Below are 8,081 nucleotides of genomic sequence, written 5' to 3'. Positions count from 1 at the left end.
GGTGCTCAATCTCTCCTCCAGCGCCCCGGTGCGCTCCCACGACTGGGACGCTCCGCTCAACCAGGCCGTGATGCAAGCCTGGCAGGCGGGCATCGTGGTCTTGGCCTCGGCCGGCAATGGCGGCCCGCTGCCGATGACCGTCGGCGTGCCCGGCAACCTTCCCTACATCATCACCGTCGGCGCCATGACCGACTCGTTCACGCCCCAAGACCCAAGCGACGACCGCCTGACCACCTTCACCGCGGCCGGACCCACCGCCGAGGGCTTCGTCAAACCGGATGTCGTCGCGCCCGGCGGCCACATGGTGTCGTTGATGAGCATCTTCTCGGAGATCGCCAGCCAGCACCCCGAATACCACGACGGCGGTTTCTACTTCATGATGACCGGCACGTCGCAGGCCGCGGCGGTGGTGAGCGGCCTGGTCGCGCTCATGCTCGAGGCGCAGCCGGCGCTGACGCCGGACCAGGTCAAGACTCGGCTCATGAGGACGGCCAAGGCCGCGATCAAGCCGGATGGACAACTGGCCTTCGGCATCTTCCAACAGGGAGCCGGCCTGGTCGACGCCTACGACGCAGCACTCGCAACCAGTGAGGACGAGGACTCGGAAAGAGCCAATCGCGGCCTTGATATCGACAACGATCTCGCCGGCCTCGAGCACTATACCGGCCTGGTCCGCCAGGCCGAGGACGGCAGCTTCTACATCGAGGGCCTGAACGGCTTCCTCTGGACCGATGGGTTCCTGTGGACCGATGGCTTCCTGTGGACCGACGGCTTCCTGTGGACGGACGGCTTCCTCTGGACGGACGGCTTCCTCTGGACCGATGGCTTCCTGTGGACCGACGGCTTCCTGTGGACCGATGGCTTCCTGTGGACCGATGGCTTCCTCTGGACCGACGCGCTCACGGAACCCATGTCGATCAACACCTGGGTCGAGCAGGAATAACTCAGCGACCGCTCAAAGAAACGGATCACGAACCATGACAAAAGAACACCGACCGATCGCTTCCCTCCTTCGCCGCGCGGCCCTCACGTCGTGTCTGGTGGCGCTCCTGCCGATCACGGCTGCCTCGACACAATCCGATCGCCCGGTCACCCAGGCCGATTCGGAGCAGCAGGTCACGACGGCGGACAAAGGCAAGAACAAGGTCAAGCAAAACAACGCATTCGCCGGAAAGGTGAACGTGATCCTCACCTTCAAGACTCCCCCGGGACTCGCGGACGACAACGAGATCAAGGGTCTCGGAGGCAAGATCAAGCACAAGTTCCAGCACTTCAAGATGCGGGCGGCTCGCGTGCCGGTGGCTCGCCTCGCCAGCCTCATGGACCACCCACGCATCTCCCACGTCAGCCTCGACGAGCCGGTCGAGGCGAGCTCGGTGTCAGCTCGCTACACGGCGGGACATCCCTACTACGCCACGGCTCCGGACTTCAACAACACGACGGGCAGTCCGACTGTCGCGATTCTCGACTCTGGGCAAAGCCCCCATGTCGACATCTGGCCGACGCCGCAGCAGTTCGATTTCTTGAATGGCTCACCTGTCTACGGCCTCAACGATCCCTACGGCCACGGCACACACGTCACCGGCATCATCGCCGGCGACGGATACAGCTCGAACGGCAATTACAAAGGCATCGCACCGTATGCCCACCCCCTCTCTCTGCGAGTTCTCGACGCTGACGGGCGCGGCGTGACCTCCGATGTGATCGCGGCATTGGACTGGGTGCTCACAAACGCGACCGCCTACGACATTCGCATCGTCAACATGTCGCTGGGTAAGGCCGTCGAGACCGAGCAATCCTACGACCCGCTAGTTCAGGCCGTGGAGCAGGTCTGGGACGCCGGCATCGTGGTCGTCTGCTCCGCCGGGAACTACGGTCGCGACGGCAATTTCACCATCACCAGCCCCGGCAATTCCCGCAAGGTCATCACGGTGGGCTCGCTCACCGACAACGGCACCAACAGCCCGGATGACGACTACGTCTCGACCTACTCGTCGCGAGGTCCGACGGCCTACGACCACATTCTGAAACCCGATCTTCTGGCACCCGGCAATCGCTTCATCTCGCCGATCGCCTACGGCTCGGCTCTCCTGACCGAGCTCCCGGACCGGGAGGTGCCCTGCGGCAACAGCTCTTGCTCCGGAAGATACCTCGAGCTCAGCGGCACCAGCATGGCCGCGGCCGTGGTCTCGGGCGCGGTCGCCCTGATGCTCGATCAAGAGCCCACACTCAACCCGGCCAGCGTCAAGGCCCGGCTGATGCGCTCGGCGCGCAAGATCGAGGGTGACCCGACGGCCACCGGAGCGGGCGTCCTCGACATCCAGGCGGCGCTCAACGACAACGGATGGGTCAAGCAGGCGCTTTCGCCCCAAATGGCGCGTCACGAGGAAGGCGAGGTCGTCCTGGTCGAGGATACGGCTCAGCTCTGGGGCGATGAGTCCTGGAGTGCCGGTTTCCTCTGGAATGACGGCTTCCTGTGGTCCGACGGCTTTCTGTGGGGCGACGGCTTCCTGTGGTCCGACGGCTTCCTCTGGAGCGACGGTTTCCTGTGGTCGGACGGTTTCCTCTGGAATGACGGCTTCCTGTGGTCCGACGGCTTCCTCTGGAGTGATGGCTTCCTCTGGTCCGATGCGGTCACCGATGCCGATCCCCTGCTGGGGCTTTCGGCCAACGGTGTCGACCTCTCGGATGACTAGGCTCCCTGCAGGTATGGAGGAGTCAGTATTTCACTGATCCGCCGAATTTATGGCGCCGCACCGCCACTCTTCGCTACCACTCGAGAATGGGCGGCCGTCGGTCTCGGAGACGGCCGCCCTAATCTATTGATTTCATGAGGTTTCTAACCCACAGAGTTGCCGCAAAGGACGCTGGGGCACGAGCGTGCTCGAGTCCGAAACTGGCACGACCGTTGCGCATATGGCAATAGTCATGATGGGCAACAGGCACTCTCTCGCGCGGTCTCTCATCGTCGCCATCACCTGTGGTCTCGCCGCCCTCCCGGCGGCCGGCTCACGGCCCGAAAAGAACCTCCGCTTCCAGAGAATCTCACTCGGAGACGGACTCTCTCAGGCCGCGGTCGACACGATCATCCAGGACCGCCGAGGATTCATGTGGTTCGGGACCAAGGAGGGACTGAACCGATTCGACGGCACGAATTTCATCGCGTTTCAACACGATCCGGCCGACCCGGCTTCGCTCTCCCACGACTCGGTCCGGGCGATCGTCGAAGACCAGCACGGCGCGCTTTGGATCGGAAGTGACAATGGCGGACTGGACCGCTTCGACGAGAGTACCCAGACCTTCACTCACTTCCGCCATGATCCCGAGAATCCCAATAGCCTCGGCAGCGATCGCGTGCGGACCATCCATCTCGACATCGATGGAGCCCTCTGGATTGGAACCGACGGCGGCGGGCTGAGCCGGTTCGAACCCAAGACGGGATCGTTCACCCGCTACGCTTCCGACCCCGACGACCCGTTCAGCTTGAGCCACCAGCACGTGCGGGATGTGCTCCGGGATTCGGCCGGGCGACTCTGGGTCGGCACGGAAGGCGGAGGGCTCAACCTGCTCGATGTCGAGAGCGGACGCTTTCGCCGGTTCCGTCACGATCCGGCGGACAACCGAACCATCAGCGGGGATCACATCTACTCCGTCTACGAATCCGGCGCCGGCGGCCTGTGGATCGGTACGAGGGCCAACGGCCTCAACCGGCTAGATCCAGGAACCTCGCGCTTCCACCGCTACGAGCATGACCCCAGCGATCCCACCAGCCTCTCCGCGGGCGTCGTTCGCTGCATTTTTCAAGACCGCAACGGCGTGCTTCTCGTCGGTACGGACGAAGGCCTCAGCGAGTGGAATCCCGCTACCGATAGCTTCAAGGTCTACCGGCATAACCCCGCCGACCCTTTCAGCCTGAGCGACAGTCGTGTGGACGCGATCTACCAGGATCGCGGAGGCGTTATTTGGCTGGGTACAAAGATCGGCATCAACAAATGGAATCCGGCCACCGGGTCGTTCCCCCACTACAAGGCAAGGAAAGACGATCCGTCGGAGTTGAGCCACGACTACGTGACCTCGTTCGCCGAGACTGCCGACGGAGCGGTCTGGATCGGTACGGTTCAGGGACTGAATCGACTCGACCGCGACCGTCAAAGCTTCAAGCGCTTCCTCCACGATCCCGAGAACCCCGGTAGCTTGGCCTCAAGCCGCGTCGGATCGCTCATGGCCGATCGCAAGGGCGGTCTCTGGGTCGGCACGGTTCGAAACGGCGTCGACTATATGGCGCCATCGTCGACCACGTTCATACACTTTCGACACAGCCCCGACGACCCAGGGAGTCTCAGCTTCAACAGCGTGATCGCGCTCTACGAAGACAGTCTGGGCACGGTCTGGGTCGGGACCTACCGTGGCGGCCTCAATCGCTTCGACCCGGAGAGGGGTGGCTTCATCCGCTACCGTCACGATCCCGACGACCCAACGAGCTTGAGCAGCGATCGGGTCGTGGCGATCTTCGAAGACTCGAGAGGCAACTTCTGGGTCGGGACCGACGGTGGTGGAATCAACCGCATGGACCGCAACCGCGGCACTTTTGTGTCCTACGAGAACGATCCAAGAGATCCCACGAGTCTGAGCAGCAGTCATAGCTGGACCATCTCGGAGAGCGCCGACGGGGACCTCTACATCGGCACTCAAGGCGGCGGTCTCAACCGCTGGAAGGCTGCAGATCGTGACGCCGGCCGAGCCGCTTTCAAACGCTATTTCAAGAGAGACGGACTCTTGAGCGCCGTTCTCTACGGCATGCTCTGGGACGACAACGGCCAGCTCTGGGTGAGCTCGAACCGCGGCCTTGCCGTCTTCGACCCGGCAGCGGAGATCTTTCGCAACTACAACACCAGCCACGGGCTCCAGAGCGAGGAGTTCAACATCGGCGCCGCATTGCGAGCCCACGACGGTCAGATGTTCTTCGGCGGCATCAACGGGTTCAACGCGTTCTACCCGGAGAACATCCGCACCAACGACCACATACCGCCCGTTGTGCTGACCGGCGTCCTCAAGCTCAATGAAGCGGCGACCTTCGACAAGCCATTGCCCGAGCTCGACGAGATCGAGCTCGGCTACAAAGACACCATGGTTACCCTCGACTTCGCGGCTCTCGACTTCACCGCCCCGGAGAAGAACCGCTACCGCTACATTCTCGAGGGCTTCGATCGCGACTGGGTGGACCTTGGAACCCGCAATCGCGCGACCTATACCAACCTGGACGCCGGCGAGTACGTTTTCAACGTCCAGGGCGCCAACAACGACGGAGTATGGAACGAGGAAGGATTCTCTCTCAAGATACGGGCACTACCGGCTCCCTGGGCGACCTGGTGGGCCTACGGTTCCTACGCGTCAATCGCGGCCCTGATCGCTTTGTACTACCTCCGGGCCCAGCTCCGTGAACGGACCCGAGCCAAGCAGTTGGCCAAGGCCAATCTCTCCCTGGAAGAGGAGATCGGCCGGCGCCTGGCCAAGGAACAAGCGCTCTTTCGAGAAAAGGCCAAGGCCCAGGAGTACTTCCAGGTCGCCGAGGTCATCATGCTGGTGCTCGACAGCGACGGCAACATCGTGCTGGTCAACAGCAAGGGCTGCGAAGTTCTCGGTTACGACGAGGCCGAGCTCATCGGCCGCAATTGGTTCGACACCGTCGTCGCCGAGCCGGCCCCCATCCGAGACCGCTTCGCCAACAACCAGGCCCAGGTCTGCACCGAGTACTCGGTGATCACGAAGACAGGAAGCGAGCGAATCGTCGCCTGGCAAACCACCTACTTGAGTGACGAGCAAGGACAGCCGGCCGGCACTTTGAGCTCGGGATCCGACATCACGAGAATCAAGAGGCTCCAAGAAGAGAAGGAATCCGCGGAGACCGCCAGCCGAGCCAAGTCTCAATTCCTGGCCAACGTGGGTCACGAGATGCGGACCCCGATGAACGGCGTGCTCGGAATGCTGGAACTGTTGATGAACAGCAACCTGGACTCTCAGCAGACGAACTGCGCGGAGAAGGCTCGTCGATCGGCCGTCAACCTGCTCGGAATCCTCAACGAGATCCTGGACTTCTCGAAGATCGAGGCCGGAAAAGTCGAACTCGAGTACGTGGATTTCGATCTACGCGAGATCACCAATGAAGTCGTCCAGCTCTTCACGGAGCCGGCTCGACAGAAGGGCCTCCAGCTGCGGACCACCCTGCCTCGCACCCTGCCGACCGCGCTGTGCGCCGACCCGACCCGGTTGCGCCAGGTGCTGATCAATCTGGTCGGCAACGCGGTCAAGTTCACCGATTCCGGCTACGTCGAGTTGGAAGTCAGCGCCTTGGAGACGGCGGACGAAGAGATCCGGCTCCGCTTCTGTGTCCAAGACACCGGGATCGGCATCGAGCCCGAACACCGTGCGACCATATTCGAGTCTTTCCAGCAGGCCGACGGATCCACGACCCGAAACTACGGCGGCACCGGCCTGGGGCTGGCGATCTCGAAGGCCTTCGTCGAGATCATGGGCGGCGAGATCGGGGTCGACAGCACGCTGGGCGAGGGCTCGACCTTCTGGTTCCAGGTCAGGCTGGCTCGGCAAGCGGCCGAGAAGGCCGCCAAATCCGACGGCCTGCGTCCTTTCGCCTCGAGCGAGCTCGAGCTCTCGGGGCGGCGAATCCTGCTGGTCGAAGACAACCCGGTCAACCAGGAGGTCGCAATCGGAATGCTGGAGGGCCTGGGTGGGGTTGTGGATGCAGCCAGCAACGGTCTCGAAGCTCTCGAAGCGCTCCAAAAGAACCTCTACGAGTTGGTTTTTATGGACTGCCAAATGCCCAAGATGGACGGTTACACCGCGACTCGGGAGATCCGGCGCCTGGAGGGAAGCGCTCCAGAAAAAGAGCACCGCCATGTGCAGATCGTGGCGATGACCGCCCACGCCATGGCTGGGGAGCGCGACAAGTGCCTGGCCGCCGGGATGGACGACTACTTGAGCAAGCCGTTCAGCCAAGACCAGCTTCGCCTGCTGATAGCCAAGTGGCTGCCGACCGATACCACGGCGACCAAGCCGTCGGCTGCTCGAGGAGAGAAACCCGCGCTCGCCAAGCTGCTTCCCCTGCCGGCCGCCGGCTCGCTTCCCAACCCGGATTCGCGAGACGCCGCCGCACGCCAACACTCCCATGGACCGCCGATCAACCAGGTCCTCCAGCAGAAGTATCTCTGGGGCCCGCTGACGCGAGAGGGCGCGCAGAGAGTGATCCGCGTGTATCTCGACACCTCTCCCATGCTTCTCGAGAACATGCGCGAGGCCGTCGCCTCCGGCAATCTCGCAGAGCTCGCGGAGATGTCACACAAGCTCCGCTCTAGCAGCGGCATGCTGGGTGCCAGCCAGCTCAGCGAACTGTGCGGCCGAACGGAAGACCAGGCTCGAGGTGGGTCGACGGAGGCCTTCGAGCTCCTGTCACTCCTGGAGCGCGAGTTCAAGCGCGTTGCGGCCGCTCTCGTCGAGCAGGTAACGCAATCGGCGGTGTCCTAGCAGCCGTGAGGTCGGCGAGCTTCAGACGTCGATGTCGTACGTCTTGATCTTGCTGTAGAGAGTCTTCACGTCGATGCCGAGAAGCCTCGCCGCGGGAGCCTTCTTGCCACCGGTGTAGCGAAGCGTTCGAATCACGTGGTGCTTCTGGACCTCGGCTAGCGGAATAGGCTCGGCCTCCGCCGCCGCCTCGGTATCGGTCGCTCCGAAGGACGACAGCGTTGACGGCAGATCGCTGAGCTGAATCTCACCGTCCTGAGTCAGAAGCACCAGCCCCTCGATCACGTTGGCCAGCTCGCGGACGTTGCCGGGCCACGAGTACTCGGCCAATCTCTCCATCGCCGGCGTGGCCAGCGTCTTGACCGGCTCTCCCGGCAGTCGGTAGCGATCGAGATACATGTGAACCAGAGCCGGAATGTCTTCGCGCCGCTTTCGCAGAGGCGGCAGCTTTAGATTGACGACATTCAGTCTGAACAGCAGGTCCCGGCGGAAACGGCCTTCGTCTATCTCCCGCTCGAGGTCCTTGTTGGTGGCCGAGATCATGC

The 8,081-nt window shown here is 62.9% G+C and carries 4 protein-coding genes; 3 read left to right on the top strand and 1 reads right to left on the bottom strand.

The window, feature by feature from the left end:
• From GY769_15985 to GY769_15975, 3 genes are all read left to right on the top strand, one after another.
• Positions 1 to 943: S8 family serine peptidase (locus tag GY769_15985; GenBank protein MCP4203418.1), on the top strand; the 943-nt coding region annotated here is incomplete at its 5' end.
• A 34-nt stretch (positions 944 to 977) separates the two neighbouring features.
• Positions 978 to 2,696 carry a S8 family peptidase gene (locus tag GY769_15980; GenBank protein MCP4203417.1) on the top strand — a complete coding sequence of 573 codons (1,719 nt, stop codon included), beginning with the start codon at positions 978 to 980 and terminating at the stop codon, positions 2,694 to 2,696.
• Positions 2,697 to 2,928: 232 nt separating this feature from the next.
• Complete coding sequence (locus tag GY769_15975; GenBank protein ID MCP4203416.1) at positions 2,929 to 7,539, top strand: response regulator; 4,611 nt, start codon at positions 2,929 to 2,931, stop codon at positions 7,537 to 7,539.
• Positions 7,540 to 7,560: 21 nt separating this feature from the next.
• On the opposite strand, the gene GY769_15970 is transcribed toward GY769_15975, so the two are convergent.
• Positions 7,561 to 8,081: sigma-54-dependent Fis family transcriptional regulator (locus GY769_15970; GenBank protein MCP4203415.1), on the bottom strand; the 521-nt coding region annotated here is incomplete at its 5' end.

The sequence above is a fragment of the bacterium genome (assembly GCA_024224155.1).
In the GTDB taxonomy this organism is placed as follows: Bacteria; Acidobacteriota; Thermoanaerobaculia; order Multivoradales; family JAHEKO01; genus CALZIK01.
Note: the sequence above shows the minus strand (reverse complement) of the source record. Positions and strands in the feature narration are given on the sequence as shown.